Here is a 21740-nt window from a genome sequence, read left to right as displayed (position 1 = left end):
CCACCGGCCCGCGCGAGCCGACATCGATCCGGGACTTCGGCGCGGACGAGTGGCGCGCCGCCTACTTGAGGGGCCAGAGTCGTGCGGTCTTGTCCAGGCCGGCGGTGGCGAGAGTTGTGCCGTCGGGGCTGAAGGTCACATCCCACACGGATCCGATGTGGCCATTCAGGATGCGGGTGTTCCTGCCGGTGGTGGTGTTCCAGAGTCGCGCGGTGCGGTCGAAGCCGGTGGTGGCCACGGTGGTGCCGTCCGGGCTGAAAGCCACGTCCCGTACCGGGTCTTTGTGGCCGGTCAAGACATGGGTGCACGTCCCGGTCGTGGTGTCCCACAGTCGTGCAGTGCCGTCGGCGCTGCTGGTGGCGAGACGGGTGTGGTCGGCACTGACGGTCACGTGCCACACAGGGCCTTCGTGGCCGGTCAAGACATGGGTGGTCGTCCCCGTCGTGGCGTCCCAGAGCCGCGCAGTGCCGTCGGCGCTGGTGGTGGCGAGGCTTGTGCCATCGGGACTGAAGGCCACGTCGTAGACAGCGTCCTTGTGACCGTTAAGGATGTGGGTGGTCTTCCCGGTGTCGGTGTCCCACAGCCGAACGGTGCCGTCGTCACTGCCGGTCGCGACCGTTTTACCGTTGGGACTGATGTCCAGTTGTCCCACCTTGTTGGTGTGGCCGGTGAGGACGTGGGTGGTCTTTCCGGTGGTGGTGTCCCAGAGCCGCGCGGTTCCGTCGGCGCTGGTGGTCGCGAGGGTTGCGCCATCGGGGGTGAAGGCCAGCTCGGCCAAGCTGTTGGTGTGACCGGTGAGGATGTGGGTGGTTTTGCCGGTGGTGGTGTCCCAGAGCCGCACGGTGTTGTCGAAGCTCGCAGTGGCGAGGGTTGTGCCATCCGGGCTGAAGACCACGTTCCAGACTTGGCCTTTGTGGCCCGCGAGGACATGGGTGGTTCGGCCGGTGGTGGCGTCCCAGAGTCGTGCGGTGCCGTCGTCGCTAGCAGTGGCGAGCGTTGAGCCATTCGGACTGAAGACCACAAAATAGACCGGGCCGGTGTGGCCAGTGAGGACCAGAGGCCGTCGCGAGAGGCGATGGGTCGCCGTCGACCCGGTATCGCTGTCGGCTTCTGGCTTCCGCAGCTGTTGCCAGGCCAGTCCAGCCACGGCTGACGCGGTGAGGACCGTCACGACGGTCACGAGCACCACCAGCTTCCCACGAAGAAATCGGGGTGCGTCGGATCGCCGCAGCGAGGGTCCGGTGCCCTCGCGGCTGGCTACCGGCGCGCCACCCGCCGATGCCGGGCCGGCGATGTCCGCGGCCCCGTGTACAGGTGGCTCGGGCGGCGCTTGGCTTGCCGGGATCGGATGGACCGTAGTCGCGGAGAGCGGATCGGTGTGCACGATCGGCCCCGGTGCGAGTGCCGGCTCCGGCCCGAGCGTTTGTTCGATCTCCGGTGAAGGCGGGTCGTTCGGGTGGCGCGGGTCTAAGGCGTCATTGACGTCGGGCATGAATATTTGTCCGATCGACTCGGAGGGGGCACCAACCTTGGCGAGCCAGTCCATTTCCGGCGCGGTGGCCGCGGCAGTTGCCCGGCTGAGGGCAAAATCGCGGGCGGAGGCGGGCCGGTGGGTGGTGTCTTGGCCAGGCCTCGCAAGGTGACCGCGGCCAGAGCCGGATCGGCCTCAGGCATCGGTGCGGGGGGTTCGTACTCTTCGGCGTACTCAAATACGCGCACGATGTGCGGGTGGTCGAGTTCGATCATGTTCTAGGCCTCGGTGAGAAATCGGACCGAAGCGTCGGTTTGTTCGCGGTCGTTCCAGACGATGACCTTGGCTGTTCGAGTGCATCGCTGGCGGCGTTGACTCGTGGCGACCGTGCCTGATCTCGGCACCCAATTCGTATTCGGATAGGCCTGTGCAATTGCGTCGCGTTCGCCGGCCAAGATAATCCCCCGGTTGCGTGTGTCTCCGATCTGGGAGACCCTGCGGGCATTATCACGACTCGCGGCATCCGGCGCTGCCCCGGACCGTAAACCCTTACCAAGGGGACATCGCCGGCCCCGAGGGCGGCAGCCAGGGAAAACGATCGCGAACGACAAATGTCCGCAGCAATTCGCGCCGATGCCCCCAACCAGCCTCGGACCTCCAAGACGGAAGCGGTCACTCGTCCGAGGGTTTGCCTCATGGACGCTTCCTCGCCCGACCGTTTCCAGACATTTCCCAGACCGACCCTGATGTGCATGGTGCCTATTGCGAGCGGTCGAGAGGTAGCTTGATCGCGTGACCGGCCCTGCGCCCTCGAAGTCAGAGCGATACGACGTCTGCCTGTCGTATGCCAGCGAGCAGGGTGCATACGTCGGGCGGGTCGCCAGCGACTTGAGATCGCGGGGCGTCCGCGTCTATTACGACCAGTTCGAAACGGTCAACACCTGGGGTAAGGACCTCTATCAACATTTAAGCCGCATCTACGGAGACAGCTCGCGATACTGCGTGGTGTTCGCCTCAAAGGACTACGCGCGCAAGGTCATCACCAACCACGAGTTAAGGAACGCGCAGTCCCGTGCCCTGAGCGAGAACCGCGAGTACGTGCTCCCGGCCCGCTTCGACGACACCAAGCTGCCCGGAATCCCCGCAACGATCGCCTATATCGATCTGCGCGGCATGGCGCCGAGCGTCCTCGCGGAGCATATCCAGGCCAAGCTCGCCGGCGCCGAGCTCGCTCGCTCGCCGTCTTCATCCGTCCCGGACCCGTCCACGCGCTACCGCCTCTGGATGATCATCGCGGCGGCGTTGGTCTTCGCCGGTTTCGTTACTGCCGTCGCGCTACACGTTTACGGCAGTCCCACAACGAGCGCAAACGCTCTCGTCCTCACCGGTCACACCGGTGAGGTGACCGCAGTGGCTTTCAGTCCCGACGGCGAAACCATCGCCACCGCCAGCCGCGACCTCACCGTACGACTCTGGGACACCAGCACCGGCCAAACCATCCGCATCATTGCGCCAGCCCCCCAAAGCCCCAACGATCCAACCACCCCGGTGCCCGCTATAGCCTTCAGCCCCGACGGCAAGACCCTCGCCACCACCGGCAGCGACGGCATCGCACTCCGGAACACCGCCACCGGCAAAACCACCCGAACCCTCGCTGGGCACACCGGCGAGGTGACCGCAGTGGCCTTCAGCCCCGACGGCGAAACCATCGCCACCGCCAGCCGCGACCACACCGTACGACTCTGGGACACCACGACCGGCAAAACCACCCACATCCTCGCGGGCCATACCCGCGAGGTGACGGCGGTCGCTTTCAGTCGCAACGGCGGCATGCTGGCCAGCGCCAGCGGCGACGACACCGCCCGCCTCTGGGATACCGCCACCGGAAAATTCATCCGCGCCTTCGTCGGCCATCGAAGTGCCGTGTTCGCGGTGGCCTTCAGTCGCACCGGAGACACGCTGGCTACTGCCAGCGACGACGGCACCGCAAGGCTCTGGGATACCGCCTCCGCCCAGACCGTCCGTACCCTCACCGGGCATCGCGGCGCCGTGTACGCAGTGGCCTACAGCCTCGACGGGACAGACCTGGCCACCGCGGGCGCCGACCGCACTGCACGACTCTGGAGCACCCTGCCCGGCCGAGACCCCAGGACCTTCGCCGGCCACAAACGTGCAGTGTTAGCCGTGGCCTTCAATCCCCACAAGCAAATCCTCGCCACCGCCAGCGCCGATGGCACGGCACGACTCTGGCCCCTCGGACAGATCGAGTGAATCCCCCGGCGCGTCGGGACACCTCACAAACTGGGTGGCCGCCCACTCACCGGCGAGCCGCTCCCCGGCACTGAAGCATCGCCGTCCCGATCAGCGAAGTCCGCACCCGCGCGACAGTCCCCGCACCCAGCAGGAGCCGAACGCGGTTCGCATGGCGCCCGGTACGCCGGGCATCTTCGCCAGGTGGCCCGGCGGCGATTTCTCCTCCCCCGCCAGTGGCGTCCAGATGGCGAGTATGGGCTTGTTATAACCGACCGCCTGTTCAGAGGCGCGCCTGGGGCAGCCGGTTACCGCTGTCGATTCTCGACACGGACGCGTTGCCACCCGAATGGTGGCCAGGTCAGAGCCTGTCCACTCAGTACCATCTGCGCCATGTCACAGTCCGTCAGGGTGGAGCCCAGGGGTGGAGCGTTCCGCGACGGAACCAAGTTCACACTCTCCGCGAAGCTCGAGCCGCCGCTACCCGCCGCGGTCGGCTGGCGCTGGCTGTTCACGCCGGCCACCGGTGGCGATCCGGAAGAGTCCGGCGGGACTTCGCTGGAATGACGATGGCTGAAGACCGGGCCGGGGTGTACGAGGCGTTCGCTCGGTTCCCCGATCGGGACGAGCTTTCCTCGACGGTCACCGTGACCTTCGATGCGACGCCCGCACCCGACCCGGCGGTGCAACCGGCAGACCCGGGGCGGAGAAACCCGAGAAGCCCGTCTGGTTCACGGCGTTCGCCGTGGCGGCGTTCGCCGTCGCGATCGGCTTGTTCGGTCTGTTCCTGTGGACGTCACGTTTCGCCGATCCCACGCTCGGGCTCGACCCGGCCGACTATCAGAGGTTCCCCGCTGCGGTGCAGGTGGCCGGCCGGTTGATCGCGCCGATCGCCCTGATCGGGGTACTCCTGATGCTTCTCGGCGCCGCGATGACCGCGGCGGAGTGGCGCGGCCGGTTCGCGCCGCCGAAGAACCGGACTCCCGCGGTAACCGAACGCGGCCCGGTCGATTTCAGCAAGGCTGTCGGGGAGGTCATTTCTTCTCTGTCAAAGCTGAGCGGCGGCACGCTGGTGCTGATGTCGGGACTCGTCGTCGTCCTAGCGGTGGCGTGGATGGCCTCCTCCGCGCTGGAACCTGCCAGCAGCCCGGCGCCCACGCCGAGCGCGACGGCGGCTACGGCAGCGACCGCCGAGACTCCGACACCCGGTGATGGCGCACCTACACCGGTTGAGCCGAGCGAGACACCGTGACCGCCCGCGCGCTGGTAGCCGCCGTACCCAGCTCCCGGGCCCGGCCCGGTCTGGCCGAGCTGCCCGGCGCGCTCAACGACGCCCGCCGCGTCGAGCAGGTCCTCAGCCGCCGCGGGTTCCCCGACATCCGGCGCCTGATCGGTGCGGCCCGCCACGAAAGCCGCCCTGCAGCGCGAACTGCTCCGGCTGGCGCGCGAGACCGAGCCGGGCGACATCGCGGTGTTCTATTTTTCCGGACACGGATATCGGGTCCGCAGCGGCGGAAAAGACGAACGGGACGGCTGGGACGAGGCCCTGGTCTGCGAGGATCTGCTGCTTCTCGACGACTGGTTCCGTGACACGTTCTGGCCGAACAGTCATGCCGGCACCCGATGGGTCACCTGCGTGGATGCTTGTTTCAGCCAGACGGTCACCTACGGCGTGACCGGTACGCCGGACCCGAAACGAGTGCGGTTCCCCGCCCAGGTCTTCAGCGACCGGTGGCGAATCGGGCTGGCCGCCTGCGGCGAATCGGAACGCGCGCTCGAACTTCCGCCGGAGGGCCGGTATGTCGCGCGAGGGCTGATGACCGACGTGATGCTGCAGGCGCTCGAGGAGACACCGGACGCGTCGTACACCGAACTTTGGCAAGCTGTGGGGACTTACACCGTTTCCGTCGGTGGACTCGGCGTGGGGCCGCCCCCAGATTTGTACTACAGCGCCCCGGGTAGCGCAGCCACTCCCTGTCTACGCCGCTTTCCGCAGGGGCCGGAGGCACGGGGCCTGAGTGAGTGTGATCGGGGTGCCGGTGTGGTGTTCGACGGTGACGTTTCAGACGCCGGTGGCCACTGCGCGGCAAGTGCGGCGTCTGCTTCAACAGCGCGACGGACGGCCCGAACTTCGCTTCCTCAGCCATCTGCAGGGCGCGCAGGCTCGGATCGTCGTGGCCGAACCTGACCAATGGCTCGACGCGCGGCCCCGGCTGATGGCCTCGTGAAGGCAAGGACGCCCGACCGCTTTCTTGAATGGCGCACCCCTACCGAGGGAGGGGCATCGAAATCGCCCGAATTGTGACCCGCATCACAGGCCAGCTAGATCCGCCTGAGGTCGCTCGCATCCGGCGAGGTCCACTGACAAATCACTAACATCGAAGACAAAAGGCCGATCTCCCACATGGAAGACCGGCCTCTGACCTGCAAAAACGTGTGGGCGATACTGGGATCGAACCAGTGACCTCTTCGGTGTGAATGCCCGTATCAGTACGTTTGGCCAGGTCAAAGCCTAGATCGGTCCGGCGCGCCATTGGTAGCCTACGTCCGTCGTCGTCCGCCATCGTCCGCCGTGATTCGTCGGCTCAGGCCCCCTCGTAGTCCCTCCGGAGGAAGAGGTGGTACACCCGTCGGGTGACATCAATGGTGGTGACACCTAGCCGTAGGCTGTCACCACCTTGTCACCGCCGTTTTGGCTGGCCACAAGCCTGTGGTGACACAGGTGACAGTGGTGACACCCCCAGCTCCGGTCACTGCGTCTCGTCGCGGACCCACTGGAGGTATGAAGGTTCCCCGGCCACGATGGGAGTCACCGCTACGCCTGGCACGACGAACGGGTGTTCCGCCCGAATCCGCTCCGCTATAGCCGGAACGAGTGCGCTCCTGGTGTGCAGCATTGCGCGCCCCTCGATAGCGTCGCGCACGAGGCCGTTCCACCTCGGTGACACCCTGTTGTAGAGTGTCACCGCCTCTGTCACTGCTGTTTCCGCTGGTAGGACCTTTGCGGTGACACAGGTGACACTGGTGACACCCTCTGCCAGTGGTGGCCCCCGCCGCACGTCGTTGTAGGGCACTCAGTGGACCGCGTCCGCGACGCTGCCCATGCTGGTCACGAGGGCATCCGGCGACGCTGCGCGGAATCGCTCGATCTTGGATGGGCGGTTGGCGAACGCGACAACCCGCACGCCTGCCGCACGGCCAGCCTCGATGTCCGTCATCGAGTCACCGACGAACACGCACTCGTCTGGCTTGCTCCCCAGGTCGCGGATAGCTTCGAAAAGCAGATGTGGATGTGGCTTCATCTGATCCGGACGACCCCAGGGACGGCCGGCGACTGCGGACACCGATTCCGCTAGGGATCTCGAATCGAGGAATGACTGAATCGCCGGGGCAGAGTTGTTACTGACCACTGCGACTGGCCGACCGGTCGATGAAGCAGCCCGAATGAGAGCCCTTACTCCGGGCGTTTCCTCCGCAGTCTCTATGGCATGAAGCTCGGCACTCGCTAGCTCCTGCTCCATTGACGAAACGACGTCCAACCGATCGAGGGTCGCAGACCAGTACAGCACTTTAAGCGGGTCGCCCGTGTCGGCGATTTCTGCCGGGACTGCCTCACCGTAGCGAATAGCGACCTCACGGACCCGGTCGGCGACGGCAGCCGCGGGGTAGCCTGCAAACACACGGCAAATCGGCCCGTCGAAGTCGAGCAGCAGCGGACCGCTACGCCCAACCACACGCTCCAGCTCGCCCGTCATTGCTGGTAGCCGTAGGCAATAGTGTTCCATACCGAGTCGAACCACTGCTTAGCCGAAGCTACGAACTGCGCGCCGTCAGAGGCGTCGTCATCGCTAGCGACGTAGTGAAATAGAGCTACGTCTTTGCCCATCAGATCGAATATTTCGGTCGCTTCACCTTTGAGACTCACCGGTCGCCGGATGACCGGATAGAAGCCGTAGAACGCTTCCGACTGATTCACGATGTACAGCTTGAATAGCGGAGCAGCCTTGTAGAGCTTGACCTCTGCGGTAGCTGACTTGACTAGGCCAAGATCAGCCAGTTCGGTTACCAGATCGAGAATGCCGTCGGCAGCACGACGCGTGATGCGCTGTGCTCGCTCTCGAACCCGCGGGTCATCCCGGTTCTCGACTCCAGCCGGCAGCGGACCTGGCCCCGACATGTCGCAGAGAAGTACTCGAACAGCCATCGATTCCGGCGTGTGACGACCGATGCGCACCTTATCCAGCGCTTCCGACATGGCATCGCGCAAAGTCTCGCCCGAGAAACCCGCGAAGTCGAGGGAGACGTGCGGTTGCTCGAACGCCGCCTCGATGTGTGCTCTCAACTCCACCGCGCGTTGCGTCTGAGCCCGCACGAATACGCCGCTGCCCTGTCGGCTGATGACCAGCCGTTCCGTACGCAAGACGTCGAGGGCGCGCTTCACCGTCTCCCGAGCCACGCCGTACCGGCTGGCTAGATCAGGCTGCGACGGGAGCCGCTCCCCTGCCTGGAGCTTGCCGGTCAAGATCGCTGCGCGCAGCTTGTTGGCAATCTGCTGCGATGCCTGTTTGGGGTCGTCTGGGTCTAGTTGCCCGAGGAAGTCGTATTCACTGGCCATGCGGTCAGCCTACATATGACTAGCCATGCAAGGAAGGTTCGCCGAATCTCTTGACCTGGCTAGCCAGGTAGCCCTACCGTCCTTCTATCGGCAGCATGACTAGCCAAGCTGGTCTAGCGCCGAGGCGGAGCGAGACCCGACGCTGGCACGCCGGGTCTCGCCAAGCGGGTCACAACTGCTTGGAAGGAGCGGACCCAATGGGCATCGTCCCACTTCACAGGTCGTCCGGCGAGGACGGCGAACGGGAACCGAGTACCACCGAGTTGGCCGCGATCGAGGCTGAGTGGCCGGAGATCGAGGCCGATCTGGCCGTCGTTGACGCCGAGATCGCGATGTTCGCGAGTGACCGGGGGCCGTCGTTGCTGGACTGGCGCCGGTTGCGCCGGGCCGAGCGGCGCGCTCTGGCCGTGCGGGACCTGGCCGGGCGTCCGGTCTCCGACGAAGCGCCGGGGGTGGCCTGATGGCTGCCGAGACCTGCAAGACGTGCAACGGCCACGGCGCGACTGCGCACAGTGCAGGCGGCTCGGGCTACACGTACAAGACCTGCAAGGCGTGCAACGGCACCGGGCAGAAGTCGTGAGCGCCACGACCGGCAACCAGCGCTTCCGGCTGGTGCACGAGGAAGAAGAGGGCGGTTGGACCGCCTACGACGGCGACGCGGTCATGTTCAGCGTGCGGGAGCACTACGGCGCTGACGAGTCGATCCGCATGTTCGTTGACCGCGTCGAGGAGTGGTTCGAGCACGAGTACGAGCACGACGCCCTCGTGGTGCTGCTCGACGCCACCGAGTACGGCTACGACGCCCTGATCGTTCCCTCGTCGGTGGTGAACCCGTGAGCCGCATCCGCGCTGAGTACATGGACCCGGCTGGCGCCCGGCATGGTGGCCTGCCGACCGCGCACTGGGGCGGGGCGGACCCGTCGGTCTACGCGACGCGTCGGCAGCTCGCCGCGGACGGGTTGCAGCCCAACCGGCAGCCGATCGCCGCTCAGATCCTGTGGTGGGGCATCGACGAGAACGGCCGCGGCACGCGCGTCGCCTATCTCTACCTCCGATCGCTGGCCGCGCCGAAGCGCCCGGCGACCGCGGCTCAGCTCGCCGCGCTGGAGAAGGCCAACCGAGCCCGGCGCACCTGTTCGACCTGCGGTGACGAGAAGCCGTACATCATTCCGCGCTCGCTCGGCGAGTGCATCGACTGCCACGACGCACCTTGGATGGAGGCCGCGTGATGACCGCGATCCCGAAGCCTGCCGCGGGCCGCGGCTGGGCCTACCTTGCGCTCGTGCTCGGCGGTGGCGTGTCGATCGCCGCGAACGTGGCGCACTCGTTCATCCCGCCGGCGGACGTCGCGGACGCTGCGACCTGGTCCCCGGAGCCCGGGGCGGTGCTGCTCTCGATCGTCTGGCCGGTGTTCCTGTTCATTGCCGTCGAGGTGCTGGCCAAGCCGTCGTGGCCGACTGGCGCGTGGTGGCGCGTGCTGCGGTTCGGGGGCATGGTCCCGGTCGCCGCAGTGGCCGCGGTCGTGTCCTACCGGCACCTGTCCGGGCTGCTCGATCACTACGGCGAGGATGCCCTCACGGTCGCTATCGGCCCCCTCGCCGTCGACGGCCTGATGGCGATGGCGACCGGCGCCCTGATCGCCACCAGCCACGCCGCACACCGTGCTGCCGATCAGGCGTGGTTCTGGACTCCGGAGTGGCAGGCCGGCGAGCACGAGGCGTCCGAGCAGATCGCCGCCGGCGACACGACGTCCTACGAGTCGATGGACGCCCTGGTCGCCGACACGACGGACACCCAGCAGTCCGAGCCGGTCACGGCGAGCGTGCCGGCCCGGCCGAAGCCCGCTCGGCGTGGCCCGAGCACTGCCGACCGGGTGGCCAAGCTCCGTCAGCGTCACCCGGGCATGACCCAGGCCGAGGCCGCGAAGCGGCTCGGCGTCACCGACCGCACGATCCGCCGGCACTGGAACCCCGCACCCGTCGAGCCCACCGTCACCAGCGACCCGGCCGCGCCGGTCGCCGCCTGAACAGGAGACCCCGGTCATGAACCTCAAAGCCCGCCTGATCCCGCGTGAGCACCGCCGCAACTACCAGGCCGTCTGCATCGCCTCCGACGCGCTCGCCGCCGCGAACCGCCGGTTGGCCGCGGCCAAGACGCCCAAGGCCAAGACAGCCGCTCAGGAGGCCGTCATCGCTGCGAGCAACCGTCACCACCGCGCGATGGGCCGCTTACCCCTGTGGGTTCAGGCCATCGCGAAGGACTCCTGACCACGCGGACCGACCCGCGATCCCCGCCAAGAGAAATCGGGTCGGTCCGCCCCAGCAAGCCCCCTCTACTGCCTAGGAGGCAGACCCATCATGACGAACCCCAACGAGGAGTTCGAGCCCCGTCGGTTCGACTGGGACAAGGCCGAGTCCGACGCGTTCGGCCAGACCCCGGACAACGGCCCGGACAGCGCGTCGTCCGGCGAGCAGGACACCGCGCCGTCCGACGTGACCGACCTGGAGGCCGAGCGGGCTCGGCGCCGGGCGGACAACCGGCCGGACGCCGAGCGGGACAGCGACCCGGACGACGATGCGGACGCCGAGTCGGTGGCCGGTGACCGGGTGATCGAGGGCCGCCCGGTCGACCCGATCGACAGCATCCCCGCCGGCGCTTACGCGCGGCAGCAGAGCCGCCGGCCGATCCTCGCGGACTGGGCACGCTCCCGCCGCGCGCTGGTCGCTGCGGTCAAGCACCAGTTCAAGGACGCCGGATACGTGACCGCCTACCACGCGGTCCGCACCCCGAAGTACACCGCCAAGGCCGCGGTCTACGCCCCGGTCGGGCTGTTCCGGGGTACCAGCCGTGCTCTGCGGTGGGCGTCGGCCGAGGAAGGGAACTGGCACCTGCGGCAGGCTGCCGCGTCCCGCGGTGACGCGGACACGTGGATGAAGCTCGACGCCCGCCGGCAGCGTCAAGCGTCGTGGCGCTGGTGGGTGTTCGCCGCGGCACTGGTCGTGCTCATCGTGGGCGTGACGGTGCTGCTGTTCGGTCCGCTGTGGTGGCGGCTGCTCGCCGTCGCGCTGGTCGTGCCGATGCTGGCGCGGGCCGGGCGTCCGGCGGACAAGCCGATCACCGACCGCGTGACCGAGGGCAGCCGGTACCGGAAGCTGACCGCGGAACTCGTGCGCCGGGCGCTGGTCTCGCTCCAGCTCGCCGCGATCAACTCGGCCGTGGCGAAGGACCCGCGGGCGATCTCGTTCCCGACCGACATTCACCGGGACGGCCCCGGTCACCTCGCGATCATCGATCTCCCGTACGGCGTCGAGGCGTCCGATGTGGTGGCCCGCCGTGGCCGTCTGGCGTCGGCGATGCGGCTGCCGCTGGATCAGGTCTGGCCCGAGCCCGCGCCCGGTCACACGGGACGGTTGGCGCTGTGGGTCGGGTACGAGCCGGCGTCGCAGATGAAGCAGCCCGCGTGGCCGCTGCTCTCCACCAGTGCGAAGGTGGACGTGTTCAAGGCGTTCGCGTTCGGCACCACGCCGCGGCTGGATCACGTCGTGATCGAGCTGATGTACCGCAACTACCTCTTCGGTGGTCAGCCCGGCTCGGGCAAGACGTTCGCCCTGCGCGATCTCGTGCTCGCCGCGGCCCTGGATCCGCGGGTGGAGATCCGGGGCTACGAGCTCAAGGGCGTCGGGGACTTCGCCGTCCTGGAGCCGGTGATGACCGAGTACGGCAACGGGTTCGACGACGAGACCCTGGCCAAGGCCGCGGCGTTCGTCGAGTGGCTCTACGAGGAGTGCCGCCGGCGGTCGAAGCGCATCGAGCACTACGCCAAGCTCGGCAAGGCCCCGGAGAACAAGGTCACGCCCGAACTGGCGTCGCTCAAGGGCTCGGGGCTTCACCCGCTGGTGGCGTGGTTCGACGAGTTGCAAGAGCTGATGACCAGCAAACACGGCAAGGCCGCCGGTGAACTGCTGGAGAAGGTCATCAAGCTCGGGCGCGCTCTCGGCGTGATCATCCTGATCGGAACCCAGATCCCGGACAAGGACAGCCTGCCGACCGGCATCACCCGCAACGTCAACTCGCGGTTCTGCCTGTCGGTCGCTGACCAGACCGCCAACGACATGATCCTCGGGACGTCGGCGTACAAGCAGGGTTACCGGGCGACGGTGTTCAAGCCGGTCGTGGAGGCCGGTTGGGGCATCCTGCGGGGCTTCGGTGACCCGCAGTCCGTGCGGTCGTTCTACGTCAACACCACCGACGCCGCCCGGATCGTGGCCCGCGCGATCGAGCTGCGTCAGCGATCCGGCACGCTGCCGACCCCGGCCGAGCAGGAGACCCGGCAGGCCCCGGCGTTCGACCTGCTCGGCGACCTCGCCCGGATCTGGCCGGACGACGAGAAGCGCGCGTGGAACGAGACCCTGGTGGGTCTGCTCGCCGAACTCCACCCGGACGTCTACGGCGGATGGGAGCCCGCCGGGCTGACCGCGGCGCTCAAGCCGTGGCCGGCGGTCAAGGTCGCCGACGTCGGCCGACGGATCGAGGGCAAGGCCGTCACCCGCCGCGGCATCACCCGCACCGACCTGCTCGGCGCGATTGCGGAGCGTGACCGGAAGGCGGGCAACAGCTAACCGCCGTGCGGCTGCTAGCGCTAGCGGCCCGAGTCGCTAGCGCTAGCAGACCCCCTAGCACCCCATCCGAATCCTGAGCTGCCGCCTAGCGGATAGCAGCTCACGGCCCCGTCATGCCAAAAACCGGCCCTGGAGGCTGTTGTGAACCCCCTGTTCAGCACCGCTATCGGCTTCATCCTCATCGGATCAATCATCACGCTCGGTTACGCCTTCTCGTGCTGGGTCTGGCCGTTCAAGGCGTGCCACGTCTGCCACGGGTCGGGCCGCCGCGAGTCCTTCACCGGTCGCGCGTTCCGGGCCTGCAAGCACTGCCGCGGCACCGGCGCCCGGCTGCGGGCCGGGCGCTGGATCTACAACCAGCTCTCCTCCCGCCGGCGGGAGGGCGTCCGATGAGCACCCCGGCTCGGCTGTTCGCCGTCTACTGCCCCGTCCACGACTGGCTCCGGACCGACCCGGCCACCGAGCACGCCGCTACCCAGATCGCCGGCACCCACGACGACACGCTGCACCGCGGAGAGCTGACCACGCTGCTCGCGGTCGTCGAGATCACTCCACTGTGGCGACGCTGCATGGTCGCCGACCCGGCCCGCACGGGCGCACTGCTTCGCCGGACCGTCATCACCGCAGTCACCGGGGGTGCGGCATGACGGTTTACGTCGACAACCTCCGCATCCCTGCCCGAGTCGGTGGCATCCGCGGTCGCTGGTCCCACCTCACCGCGGACACGCCCGCCGAGCTGCACGAGTTCGCGGCCCGGCTCGGCTTGAAGCGCGCGTGGTTCCAGACCTGCAAGACCCGCTGCGGGCCGGCTGGCACGTCGTGCGTGCACTGGCACTACGACGTGGTGAGCACCAAGCGCGCCGAGGCGATCAAGCTCGGCGCGAAGGCCATCGACCTCTACGAGCTGGGCGACATCCTCGCCGCTCGCCACGCCGCGGCTGGAGGCGCGGCGTGAGCAGCCACCTGGTACCGGCGCCCGGTCCGCTCGACGCGCAAGCACTGCTCTTGCGGGCGATCGCGGGCATGAAGCGCGACCGTGACGAGCGGTGGGCGCCGGTCGCCGGGTGGCTCGGCACGGTCCTGACCGCGCTCCGGGCGAACCCTGGCGCGGTCGAGGGCGGGGTGCTCGCTGGCGGGCTGTTTGACCACGCGTTCATCGTTGCCCGCTCCTACCTGCGGATGAACGCCGACGGCGCCCTGATCGCCGCCGACCCGGCACCGGCGCCCGCACCGGCCCGCCGTCGCCGCGACCGGGACGACCCGGGTGGCACGGCGCCACTGCTGCACATCGTCTGATCTCGCCCGCTCGATCCTGCTTGGAGGAACCGATGACCAGCCCGAACACCCCACCCACCCGCGCCGAGGTCGACCGGCTACGGCGCTTGCTGCTCGACGCCGCACTGGCCTACGCCGACCTGGGATGGCACGTCTTCCCGCTACGCCCCGGCGAGAAGCGGCCGGCCGTCTCGCAGTGGGAACAGCGCGCGACTACCGATCCGGCACGTATCCGTCGTTGCTGGGCTACCGGACCGTTCAACATCGGCATCGCCACCGGCCCGTCCGGGCTCGTGGTGATCGATCCGGACGTGCCGAAGCCCGGTGCCGTACCTCCGCCCGAATGGCAGGAGGAAGGCGTCAAGAGCGGTCGGGACACGCTGGTCGTGGTCGCCGAACGCGCCGGGGTCGACCTCAACGAACAGTTCACCGAAGACCTCGACACCTACACCGTGAACACGCCCTCGGGCGGGATGCACCTCTACTACCAGCACCCCGCCGACGGCCCGCAGTTGCGCAACACCGCCGGAACCCTCGGGTGGCTCATCGACACCCGCGCCCACGGCGGCTACGTGGTCGCGGCAGGCTCGATCACCCCGGCAGGGCTCTACACCGTCGCCGAGGTCGACGACGATCCGACGCTTCGGGTACTCCCGGCGTGGCTGGCGACGCGCCTCGCACCACGCCCACTGCCACCGCAGGAACCGGTGACCATCGATCTACCGGCCGACCGTGCCGGGACGTATCTGCGGGCCGCCGTCGACCGCACCGTGGCCGACCTGCGGGCCGCCCCGGGCGGGCAGCGCAACCGCGCGCTCTACGGCGCCGCGGTCTCCCTCGGCCAACTAGTCGCCGGCGGTGCGCTCGGCGCCGACGAGGTGACCGCGCTACTCGCTCAGGTCGCCGGCGAGATCGGACAGCGCCCGAGCGAGGCCGCGCGCACCATCCGATCCGGCCTGACCGCCGGGGCGAAGCGCCCGCGGTCGGTGGCGGCATGAGCGCCCCGTTCGCCCCAGCAGTCGGGGCGCCGACGGTGCTGGAGCTGTTCGCCGGAATCGGTGGGCTCTCCCTCGGGCTGGAGCGCGCCGGACTGCGTGTGGTCGGTCAAGTCGAGATCAAGCCGTTCTGCCGTTCCGTACTCGCCACCCACTGGCCGGAGGTGCCCCGTCATGACGACGTCCGAACCGCTCCCGAATGGTGGGGAGCACGTCCCCGGCCAGTTGTCGATGTGGTCGCCGGAGGCTTTCCGTGTCAACCGTTCTCGACGGCGGGCCGCCGCCGAGGCGTCGCGGACGAACGGTGGGGCTGGCCGTGGATGGCTGACGTCATTCGCCTCGTACGACCGCGATACGTCCTCGTGGAAAACGTCGCAGCTCTCCTTGCAGATCGAGACGCCTTCGGATGGCTGCTCGGTGACCTGGCCGCGCTCGGGTTCGATGCGGAATGGGGAGTGTTCTCCGCGTGCGCCGTGGGTGCCCCCCCACACACACGGGAGCGTCTGTTCCTGGTGGCCTACACCCACCGCACGGATGGGCGAGAGCGGTTGGGGTCTCGGCGCGAAGGGCGACCGGTTCAAGAAGTCGACGGAGGATCGAGTCCGTGGCCTCATCCGGTCGACGGGATGTTGGAGGCCGAGCGCGGAAGCAGTCGAGTGGTTGATGGGGTTCCCGACGAACTGGAGCCGTCCCGCGTCACCGCCCTCGGAAACGCCGTCGTGCCTGCCGTCGGCGAACACTTCGGCCGCCTGATCCTCCGCGACATCCTCACCACCCGATCGGCGGTAGCGGCATGACCACCGCGCCCGGGTCAACTCACCCTCTGGGAGGCAGTATGAGCACCGCCCCTGAGTACGACGAGTTCGACGAGCACGGCCCGGACATGCCCCCGGCACTGCGCGTGGTGGCCGAGGACGGCGATGTCGCCGCCCGCCGGGAAGCGCCCCGGCTGCGGACCTGGACCGCGCAGAAGCTCATGGCGACCCAGTTCACCGCGCCCCTGTGGGCCGTACCGGGCATTCTGCCGGAAGGGGTGTCGCTGGTCACCGGGCCGCCGAAGGTCGGGAAGTCGTGGCTATCCCTCGATTTGGGCCTCACGATCGCCGAGGGCGGCAAGGCGCTCGGCTCTATCGACGTCGACCCCGGCCCAGTGCTCTACCTGGCGCTGGAAGACACCGAACGGCGCCTGCAATCACGCATCGGGCGCATCCTCGCCGGTCGGATCGCGTCCTCCGATCTGGAGCTGACCACCGAATGCCCGCCCCTCCCGCAGGGCGGTGACCGGGCCATTGCCCGGTGGATCGAGGAACACCCCGGTACCCGCATGGTCATCATCGACGTGTTCGCCAAGGTCCGGGGCCAATCCGCCGCGGGCACGTCCGCCTACGATGCCGACTACGCCGCCGTCGGCCGCGCCAAGCGGCTCGCCGACCGGTACGGCATCGCCGTGGTGCTGGTGCACCACGTCCGCAAGCAAGCGTCGGACGACTTCCTCGCCGAGGTCTCCGGTACCAACGGCATCGCCGGGGCCGCCGACACGATTCTCGTGCTGAAGCGGCCCCGGGGGCAGGCCGATGGGGTTCTGCACGTCACCGGCCGCGACGTCGACGAAGCCGAATACGCGATGGCGTTCCAGCCGGCGACCGGGCAATGGCACCTGCTCGACGGGCCGGCCGAGGACTACGAACTCGGCGACACCCGCGCCACGATCCTGCGGCACCTCCGGGCGAACCCGGGGCAAGGCCCGACCGCGATCGCCCGCGCGACCGGTCTCAACCTCGACAACGTCAAGCAAACCGTCGGCAGGATGCGCGACGCCGGGCAACTCATCGCCGACAACTCCGGTCGCTACTCCCTCCCCACCACACCCGGGGAGGAACAGTGAGGTGTCACCACTGTCACCCGTGTCGCCACAACCCGCTGACCAGCGAATACAGCGGTGACAGGGGCGGTGACACCCCGGCCGGGGGTGTCACTGCCCCGGAAACCCGGACGGGGCACGCCGGGAGGTGTCACCCGTGTCACCGCCGTCACCGGACCTGCTCCCACCTGCTGAAACATCAGGGAGTGGCGGTGACAGCCGCGGTGACACCCCGTCGTCCGTGTCACTGCACCCGCGCACTCCGACCGGTCGACGTCGGCTCGACGCGACCCGCTCAGAGCCACTCAGACCATTCTCCCCTACCTGACATACCGGCACAGCAGAGAACGGCGCTCACCGTCGATCTGAACGGCCTCTCAGACGGCCGTGAACAGACTCGACCCCCCGCCGTATCCCCGTGACGTCTCGACGTTTTCCGGCCAGCCAGACACCACAGGAGTGCCCGCATGACCAGCCCTGAACCCGCCCTGACGGCGCCGCCGACCGGCGCCCCCTCCCACTCCCTGATGTTTCAGCCGTCGTTCCGGCCCGACCCCGCTCAGCGGCTCTATTGCGTCGAGGAAGCAGCCCGGCTGCTCAGCCTCGGGCGTACCGCCGTATTCGAGCTTGTCCGCACCGGCGAATTGCGTTCGGTGAAGGTCGGCCGATCTCGGCGTATCCCCGCCACCGCTCTGGACGAATTCGTGTCCCGCCTCGTGAACCAAGCAGGAGAAGCAGCCTGATGACCGACCAACCAGACAAGAAGCGCCGCGGGCGTCGCGGTGACGGCTCGATCTACTGGGACGACACGAAGAAGTGCTACCGAGGGGAAATGTCGCTCGGCTACAGCCCATCCGGCCGGCGCCGCCGCGTGCGCGCGTACGGACCGACGAAGGCCGCCGTCCGCGACAAGCTCAAGGAGCAGGTACGCGAGGCTGAGACCGGCATCAAGTCCTCCGCCAACTACACGGTGGCCGATGCGGTAGAGGACTGGCTCACCCGTGGCCTCGCCGGACGGAGCGAAGCCACGGTCAAGAAGAACCAGATTCTCGCCAGGAACCACGTCATCCCCGGGCTCGGCAAAGCGAAGCTCCGGGAACTGACCACCGATGACGTCGAGGATTGGCTGAAGGACAAGAGCGCGGCTCTAGCCACCCGCACACTCAAGGAATGCCGATCAGTTCTGAGTCGGGCAATCGCTCGCGCGCAGCACTCGAATCGCGTTCTGCGGAACGTCGCCGACCTGGCCGAGGTCCCCGACGGTCGCGCCGGTCGTCCGAGTAAATCCCTGTCGTTCGAACAGGCAGACGCTCTGCTCAAGTCCAGCACGAAAGCGCGCATTCATGCCTACCTCGTGGTGTCCCTGCTTACCGGAGTTCGGACCGAGGAAGCTCGCGCATTGACCTGGGATCGGGTGCACCTCGATCCGGACGGCGACACGCCCCCGCACATCGAGGTCTGGCGCTCCGTTCGCAAAGGTGGCGAGACGAAGACGAAGAAGAGCCGCCGGACACTCGCACTGCCACCCGAAGCAGTGCGGGTACTGAAGGAACACCGCGATGAGCAGGACATTGAGCGCGAGCGCGCGGGCAATAGGTGGAAGCGCACGGGTCTGGTCTTCTGCACTCGCCTCGGTGGGCCGCTGGCCGCGGGGAACGTCCGGCGAGCGATGCGAGCGGCACTCCGCTCCGCCGGACTGCCCGAGGACTGGACACCCCGGGAGACCCGGCACAGCTTCGTCTCCCTGATGTCGGCGAACGGAGCGCCGATCGAGCTGATAGCCCGCCTCGTCGGCCACGCGTCGACCACGGTCACCGAGACCGTGTATCGGCACGAACTCCGACCCGTGATCACCGAGGGAGCCGACATCATCGGCCGTGTCTTCAAGCCCAACCTGGAGGCTTAGACCCCCTCTTAGCCCAAATCGGCCCGGTCACCGAATGGTGGCCGGGCCGTTCTTGCAGGTGGGCGATACTGGGATCGAACCAGTGACCTCTTCGGTGTGAACGAAGCGCTCTCCCCCTGAGCTAATCGCCCTCAGGGACCTTCACACCATACTAGATCCCCTCAGCTGAAGGGGAATCCGGTCCACCCACTCAGCCTCAGCGACACCAACAAGCACCCCACCAACAGCACGAACCCCGCCGCGCCCACCAGCATCCGGAGCGCGAGCGGCTGCCTCAGGACCCAGCGCGTCCAGGCCGCCACGGCGTTGCGCGTGAAATGCAGCAGGCGCCGCGCCCACGAGAACTCCGTCGACAGGATCCCCAGCCCGGCGATCACGACCAGCCAGCCGGGCCCGGGCGCCGGCACCATGATCAGCCCCAGCACCACGACGAGAGCGCCGAACACCGCGACGAACACCCGGTACGGGAAGCCGAACACCGGGTGCGAACGCACCGGTTCGTGCAGACGATCCCGGAAGAAAACTCCGAACGCGATGGCGCGCAACGTCACCGGGTGCGCGCGCAGCCGATCGACCAGCGTCGGCTCCGCCGCCTCCGGCGGACGCTCCGGACTCTCGATCACCGGCTTTCCCCGTCCTGGTCGCTCACTGGTCGCTCACCCCAACAGGTCCCCACGGTAGTCCAGCTCCACCATCGGCAGACCGGCCTCCGTCCTGAATCCAACACGGGTGGCATGACCAGCGGGTTCACCGGGAAAGACACTCGATGGACGCCAGCCGAACGATCTCCGGCGGACGCCCGCATCTCTCCGCAACCTCACTCGTTGTGGTCTTTGAGCCACCGAGCGCTGAGTTTGCGTAGTGGTTAGACCGGGAAGAACGGGTATGGGTTCGCGCCCGCGTTCGACGCGTGCGGACGTGCAGAAAGGTGCCGACGATGGGGATCGCACAACCGACTCGGGTCCAGGTGGATGTGTCTTTGCGCCTGGTTGTGCCGGAGGGGTCGTCGCTGCCGGTGAAGGCCAGCCTCCGGTATGAGCCCGAAGATCCCTATGCGGTCCACGTGATATTCCACGCGGGCAGTACGGAGGCGAGCGGCGAGGTGTCCTGGTCGTTCGCCCGCCAGCTCCTGGCCGACGGCATGACCGAGCCCACCGGCATCGGCGACGTCCGCGTCTGGCCCTGGCAGGCGGCGAACGGACCGTCGGTCGCGCTGGCCCTCTCCTCCCCCGACGGACACGCGCTGTTCGAAGTCCCGAGACTGGCTCTCGGCGACTTCCTCGGCCGGACGTACCGGCAGGTCCCGGAAGGCGCCGAGAGCGTCCACCTCGACATCGACGCGGCGCTCGCCGCTCTTCTCGGCACGTACGGCAGCGAACCCCGCTGACCTCAGCGAGTCCTCCGCACGACGGGGCTGCCACGCTTCCCGCGCGGCAGCCCTTACTTTTTGCGACCTCATTGTTGCCCATCGTAAGCAACACCCGCCGTTGTTCGCGCGCCTCAGCGCAACCTCCGCGTGTTGCAATTCTCTGGCGGACGTTGTGCAACGTGCCGATCAGACGTTCGTAACCTGCGCTTCAACAGTGCGTGGTCGGCGACACGTCCCCCGGGTTTGAACCTCGGCCCGGGACTCAGCTACAGTTCTCCCTGCCAGCAACGAACGGGCCAGCCCGATCGAAGCGAAGCACATGCGGACGTGGCTCAGTTGGTAGAGCATCACCTTGCCAAGGTGAGGGTCGCGGGTTCGAATCCCGTCGTCCGCTCGACAGGCGCCCTCGGGCGTAACTGCCGGGCCGCTAGCGGCACAGTAGTGACACCGGCGGCGTGGCCGAGTGGCTTAGGCAAGGGCCTGCAAAGCCCTGTACGCGGGTTCGATTCCCGCCGCCGCCTCGGGCGATTAGCTCAGTGGGAGAGCGCTTCCTTGACACGGAAGAGGTCACTGGTTCAATCCCAGTATCGCCCACCACGTTGTTGCAGGTCAGAGGCCAGTTTCCGAAGTTCGGAAGCTGGCCTCTTTGCTGTCTGACCGTGAACGACGACCCCGCGACCGGCGCTTCGCACGTCAAGGGATTGCCAAGCCGAGCGAAAAGTTGGCGCTACTCGCCGAGTCCACCCGGGTACTTCCCGACCGGACGCCCATCGGCGACCGGGGCCCGGATCGTGCTGGCGTGGATGTTGGTCGTGGCTGCGTCCGGACGCCGGCACCAGCACTGCGGCTCTTCCGCCACGTCTACGGGCGTGGTCGAAGCAGCTGCCAGCCGATGCCGGGCTGGCAGTACTCCTGGGTGGTGGCGACCGGCGCCAGCTCCTGGACCGCGCCGCTGGACGTGGTCCGGCTCGAGCCGGCCGACGTGGCTGCGGTCACCTCCGCCCAGCTACGAGCGGTGACCGCTTGCACGAGCTCGGCGAACGCAGTCGCGAGCCGCAGATGCCGTGGTTTCGGTGGCCAGGTCGCCAGGTCCGCGGCGGACGTTCTGGATGTGGGCGTGCCCGCAGCCGGGCATCGACGTGGTGGACGTCGGGAAGCAGTTCGTCCAGGACCCGGGGTGGGCCGCAACCCGGTCGGTGGTCACCTGCGCCCAGCCGGCGCTGCTGCAGCGACCGGACGAAGAACCGCCGCGCGGCGGCGAGATCTCGGGTCTCGGCGGCCCTGACGTCGATGACCTCCGCGTCGCGGGCAGCATCGGTACCCAGCCGTGGTCGCCGCGACCGCCCTCCCCTGGCCGAATTCTTCGCGTCCTCCCTCGC

Annotated in this window: 26 protein-coding genes and 4 tRNA genes; 23 read left to right on the top strand and 7 right to left on the bottom strand. The window is 68.0% G+C overall.

Annotated elements, in window-relative coordinates:
• Nucleotides 1–61: 61 nt before the first annotated feature.
• Nucleotides 62–1546 (bottom strand): hypothetical protein, encoded by a 1485-nt coding sequence (locus ACIBZJ_RS08515; RefSeq protein WP_395927031.1) that lies wholly within the window; start codon nucleotides 1544–1546, stop codon nucleotides 62–64.
• A 717-nt stretch (nucleotides 1547–2263) separates the two neighbouring features.
• On the opposite strand from ACIBZJ_RS08515, the gene ACIBZJ_RS08510 reads away from it, so the two are divergent.
• The 4 genes from ACIBZJ_RS08510 (at nucleotide 2264) to ACIBZJ_RS08495 (ending at nucleotide 5909) form a co-directional block, all read left to right on the top strand.
• Nucleotides 2264–3742 carry a TIR domain-containing protein gene (locus ACIBZJ_RS08510; protein ID WP_395927029.1) on the top strand — a complete coding sequence of 493 codons (1479 nt, stop codon included), beginning with the start codon at nucleotides 2264–2266 and terminating at the stop codon, nucleotides 3740–3742.
• A 372-nt stretch (nucleotides 3743–4114) separates the two neighbouring features.
• Nucleotides 4115–4288, top strand: coding sequence for a hypothetical protein (locus tag ACIBZJ_RS08505; RefSeq protein WP_395927027.1), 174 nt, complete (start codon nucleotides 4115–4117; stop codon nucleotides 4286–4288).
• Nucleotides 4289–4466: 178 nt separating this feature from the next.
• Nucleotides 4467–4973: a hypothetical protein gene (locus tag ACIBZJ_RS08500; protein ID WP_395927025.1), complete on the top strand. Its 507-nt coding sequence runs from the start codon at nucleotides 4467–4469 to the stop codon at nucleotides 4971–4973.
• 141 nt (nucleotides 4974–5114) lie between these two features.
• Complete coding sequence (locus ACIBZJ_RS08495) at nucleotides 5115–5909, top strand: caspase family protein (protein WP_395927023.1); 795 nt, start codon at nucleotides 5115–5117, stop codon at nucleotides 5907–5909.
• Between the two features lie 562 nt (nucleotides 5910–6471).
• On the opposite strand, the gene cutA is transcribed toward ACIBZJ_RS08495, so the two are convergent.
• The 3 genes from cutA to ACIBZJ_RS08480 form a co-directional block, all read right to left on the bottom strand.
• On the bottom strand, nucleotides 6472–6669 hold the full coding sequence (gene cutA / locus ACIBZJ_RS08490; protein ID WP_395927762.1) for a divalent cation tolerance protein CutA: 198 nt from the start codon (nucleotides 6667–6669) through the stop codon (nucleotides 6472–6474).
• A gap of 126 nt (nucleotides 6670–6795) precedes the next feature.
• A complete protein-coding gene (locus tag ACIBZJ_RS08485) occupies nucleotides 6796–7476 on the bottom strand; it encodes an HAD family hydrolase (protein WP_395927021.1) in 681 nt (226 codons plus the stop codon).
• Nucleotides 7473–8336: a winged helix-turn-helix domain-containing protein gene (locus ACIBZJ_RS08480; protein WP_395927019.1), complete on the bottom strand. Its 864-nt coding sequence runs from the start codon at nucleotides 8334–8336 to the stop codon at nucleotides 7473–7475. Before ACIBZJ_RS08480 ends, ACIBZJ_RS08485 begins: the two co-directional genes overlap by 4 nt.
• A gap of 197 nt (nucleotides 8337–8533) precedes the next feature.
• Between ACIBZJ_RS08480 and ACIBZJ_RS08475 the strand changes: the two genes are divergently transcribed.
• From ACIBZJ_RS08475 to ACIBZJ_RS08405, 15 genes are all read left to right on the top strand, one after another.
• The gene (locus ACIBZJ_RS08475) at nucleotides 8534–8797 is read left to right on the top strand and encodes a DUF6284 family protein (protein WP_395927017.1); all 264 of its coding nucleotides are present in this window, start codon (nucleotides 8534–8536) and stop codon (nucleotides 8795–8797) included.
• Nucleotides 8798–8912: 115 nt separating this feature from the next.
• On the top strand, nucleotides 8913–9173 hold the full coding sequence (locus tag ACIBZJ_RS08470) for a hypothetical protein (protein ID WP_395927015.1): 261 nt from the start codon (nucleotides 8913–8915) through the stop codon (nucleotides 9171–9173).
• Nucleotides 9170–9565, top strand: coding sequence for an RRQRL motif-containing zinc-binding protein (locus ACIBZJ_RS08465; protein ID WP_395927013.1), 396 nt, complete (start codon nucleotides 9170–9172; stop codon nucleotides 9563–9565). The genes ACIBZJ_RS08470 and ACIBZJ_RS08465 overlap by 4 nt, the downstream gene beginning before the upstream one ends.
• Nucleotides 9565–10362 carry a helix-turn-helix domain-containing protein gene (locus ACIBZJ_RS08460; protein ID WP_395927011.1) on the top strand — a complete coding sequence of 266 codons (798 nt, stop codon included), beginning with the start codon at nucleotides 9565–9567 and terminating at the stop codon, nucleotides 10360–10362. The genes ACIBZJ_RS08465 and ACIBZJ_RS08460 overlap by 1 nt, the downstream gene beginning before the upstream one ends.
• 16 nt (nucleotides 10363–10378) lie before the next feature.
• Nucleotides 10379–10603 carry a hypothetical protein gene (locus ACIBZJ_RS08455; RefSeq protein ID WP_395927009.1) on the top strand — a complete coding sequence of 75 codons (225 nt, stop codon included), beginning with the start codon at nucleotides 10379–10381 and terminating at the stop codon, nucleotides 10601–10603.
• 90 nt (nucleotides 10604–10693) lie between these two features.
• Nucleotides 10694–12955 carry an FtsK/SpoIIIE domain-containing protein gene (locus tag ACIBZJ_RS08450; RefSeq protein ID WP_395927007.1) on the top strand — a complete coding sequence of 754 codons (2262 nt, stop codon included), beginning with the start codon at nucleotides 10694–10696 and terminating at the stop codon, nucleotides 12953–12955.
• Between the two features lie 141 nt (nucleotides 12956–13096).
• Entirely contained in the window at nucleotides 13097–13348 is a 252-nt protein-coding gene (locus ACIBZJ_RS08445; RefSeq protein WP_395927005.1) for a hypothetical protein, read from the top strand.
• A complete protein-coding gene (locus ACIBZJ_RS08440; protein WP_395927003.1) occupies nucleotides 13345–13602 on the top strand; it encodes a hypothetical protein in 258 nt (85 codons plus the stop codon). The genes ACIBZJ_RS08445 and ACIBZJ_RS08440 overlap by 4 nt, the downstream gene beginning before the upstream one ends.
• Nucleotides 13599–13910 (top strand): DUF4031 domain-containing protein, encoded by a 312-nt coding sequence (locus ACIBZJ_RS08435; RefSeq protein ID WP_395927002.1) that lies wholly within the window; start codon nucleotides 13599–13601, stop codon nucleotides 13908–13910. The genes ACIBZJ_RS08440 and ACIBZJ_RS08435 overlap by 4 nt, the downstream gene beginning before the upstream one ends.
• Nucleotides 13907–14251, top strand: coding sequence for a hypothetical protein (locus ACIBZJ_RS08430; protein WP_395927000.1), 345 nt, complete (start codon nucleotides 13907–13909; stop codon nucleotides 14249–14251). The genes ACIBZJ_RS08435 and ACIBZJ_RS08430 overlap by 4 nt, the downstream gene beginning before the upstream one ends.
• 32 nt (nucleotides 14252–14283) lie before the next feature.
• On the top strand, nucleotides 14284–15228 hold the full coding sequence (locus tag ACIBZJ_RS08425; protein WP_395926998.1) for a bifunctional DNA primase/polymerase: 945 nt from the start codon (nucleotides 14284–14286) through the stop codon (nucleotides 15226–15228).
• Nucleotides 15225–16022: a DNA cytosine methyltransferase gene (locus tag ACIBZJ_RS08420; protein WP_395926996.1), complete on the top strand. Its 798-nt coding sequence runs from the start codon at nucleotides 15225–15227 to the stop codon at nucleotides 16020–16022. Before ACIBZJ_RS08425 ends, ACIBZJ_RS08420 begins: the two co-directional genes overlap by 4 nt.
• Before the next feature lie 38 nt (nucleotides 16023–16060).
• A complete protein-coding gene (locus ACIBZJ_RS08415; RefSeq protein ID WP_395926994.1) occupies nucleotides 16061–17110 on the top strand; it encodes an AAA family ATPase in 1050 nt (349 codons plus the stop codon).
• A 443-nt stretch (nucleotides 17111–17553) separates the two neighbouring features.
• Nucleotides 17554–17829, top strand: a complete 276-nt coding sequence (locus ACIBZJ_RS08410; RefSeq protein ID WP_395926992.1) for a helix-turn-helix domain-containing protein — start codon at nucleotides 17554–17556, stop codon at nucleotides 17827–17829.
• Nucleotides 17829–18992, top strand: coding sequence for a tyrosine-type recombinase/integrase (locus ACIBZJ_RS08405; protein WP_395926990.1), 1164 nt, complete (start codon nucleotides 17829–17831; stop codon nucleotides 18990–18992). The genes ACIBZJ_RS08410 and ACIBZJ_RS08405 overlap by 1 nt, the downstream gene beginning before the upstream one ends.
• A gap of 59 nt (nucleotides 18993–19051) precedes the next feature.
• On the opposite strand, the gene ACIBZJ_RS08400 is transcribed toward ACIBZJ_RS08405, so the two are convergent.
• Together ACIBZJ_RS08400 and ACIBZJ_RS08395 are read right to left on the bottom strand one after the other, a co-directional pair.
• Nucleotides 19052–19123 (bottom strand) — tRNA-Val (locus tag ACIBZJ_RS08400).
• Between the two features lie 30 nt (nucleotides 19124–19153).
• Nucleotides 19154–19615, bottom strand: coding sequence for a TIGR02611 family protein (locus ACIBZJ_RS08395; RefSeq protein ID WP_395926988.1), 462 nt, complete (start codon nucleotides 19613–19615; stop codon nucleotides 19154–19156).
• A 314-nt stretch (nucleotides 19616–19929) separates the two neighbouring features.
• On the opposite strand from ACIBZJ_RS08395, the gene ACIBZJ_RS08390 reads away from it, so the two are divergent.
• The 4 genes from ACIBZJ_RS08390 to ACIBZJ_RS08375 all read left to right on the top strand — a co-directional run bounded on the left by ACIBZJ_RS08390 (nucleotide 19930) and on the right by ACIBZJ_RS08375 (nucleotide 20958).
• Nucleotides 19930–20379 carry an SsgA family sporulation/cell division regulator gene (locus tag ACIBZJ_RS08390; RefSeq protein ID WP_395926987.1) on the top strand — a complete coding sequence of 150 codons (450 nt, stop codon included), beginning with the start codon at nucleotides 19930–19932 and terminating at the stop codon, nucleotides 20377–20379.
• Nucleotides 20380–20682: 303 nt separating this feature from the next.
• Nucleotides 20683–20755 (top strand) — tRNA-Gly (locus ACIBZJ_RS08385).
• Between the two features lie 55 nt (nucleotides 20756–20810).
• Nucleotides 20811–20882: transfer RNA gene (locus ACIBZJ_RS08380), tRNA-Cys, on the top strand.
• 1 nt (nucleotide 20883) lies between these two features.
• A tRNA-Val gene (locus ACIBZJ_RS08375) sits at nucleotides 20884–20958 on the top strand.
• Between the two features lie 264 nt (nucleotides 20959–21222).
• On the opposite strand, the gene ACIBZJ_RS08370 is transcribed toward ACIBZJ_RS08375, so the two are convergent.
• On the bottom strand, nucleotides 21223–21357 hold the full coding sequence (locus ACIBZJ_RS08370; protein WP_395926985.1) for a hypothetical protein: 135 nt from the start codon (nucleotides 21355–21357) through the stop codon (nucleotides 21223–21225).
• Nucleotides 21358–21740 lie beyond the last annotated feature (383 nt).

Source organism: Cryptosporangium sp. NPDC051539, from assembly GCF_044454545.1.
GTDB lineage: Bacteria > Actinomycetota > Actinomycetes > Mycobacteriales > Cryptosporangiaceae > Cryptosporangium.
This window is presented reverse-complemented; position numbering and strand designations above follow the sequence as displayed.